The sequence below is a fragment of the Rhodococcus sp. BS-15 genome, assembly GCF_000813105.1.
Classification (GTDB): Bacteria; Actinomycetota; Actinomycetes; order Mycobacteriales; family Mycobacteriaceae; genus Rhodococcoides.
In genome coordinates this window covers 1-912 of the sequence record NZ_BAOX01000584.1, presented here as the reverse complement: position 1 = coordinate 912, position 912 = coordinate 1, and the positions used below count along the sequence as shown (strand labels likewise).

The window sequence follows — 912 nt, the reverse complement described above, 5'->3', positions numbered from 1 at the left end:
CGGCACCGGGTTGGACGGCGTCGAGCACGGCGGCGCCTCCCGAGTTGTGTATGGGTACGCCGGGAAATGCCCGTCCCAGTTCCTCGGCGGTGCGGCCCGCGCCGATCACGACTGCACGCAGGTTGCGTGATCCGCACACCGTGCACCGATGCGCGGTGTCGGCGATTCCACACCACGAGCACGTCGGACTGCCGGCTCCGTCGCTTCCAGGGGCGGAGGGCAGAGCCAACGGCCCGTTGCACCGGCGACACCGAGCCGGATGCCGACACTTCGCGCATGCCAGTGACGGCACGTACCCGCCGCGCGGAACTTGCACCAGCACAGGCGAATCGGCCTTCAGTGCAGCGCGCGCAGCCTCGAACGCGATCGCGGGCAACCGGGCGACACGGGCTGCAGGATCCCGCGCGAGCGCATGGTCCGAGTCCGACAAGGCCACCACGTGGGGTTGACGCTCACGGACCAGCTCACGAGGAGCCACCAGGTCGTGTGCCCAACCGGAATCGACGAGAGCTTCCGCCTCCGCCGTCCGCGAATGTCCGCCGATGACGACCGCGGCCCCGGATACGTGCGCTCGGAGCAACGCAACTTCTCTGGCGTGCGGATACGGCGAGCGGGGCTCGGCGAAACTGTCGTCACCGTCGTCCCAGACGGCAATCATGCCCAGAGTGGACACCGGAGCGAACACTGCGCTGCGGGTCCCCACCACGACGACCGGGCCCGATCGCAGACCGCGCAACCATTGCCGATACCGCTTCGCCGGGCCCAATCCGGCCGACAACGCCACCACCCGGTCGGCACCGAGCAGAGCCGTGCAGGCCGCCTCCAGCCGATCGAGGTCTCGCTGATCGGGTACCACCACCACCGCGGATCGACCGCCGGCGACGGTCACCCGCAGCGGCCTCCCGCCAGCCG

The 912-nt window shown here is 70.3% G+C and carries 1 pseudogene; it reads right to left on the bottom strand.

Going from position 1 to position 912, the window contains the following annotated elements:
* Positions 1-889 (bottom strand): annotated as a pseudogene (locus RHBS_RS28100) (primosome assembly protein PriA); the annotation flags it as partial.
* Between the last annotated feature and the right edge of the window lie 23 nt (positions 890-912).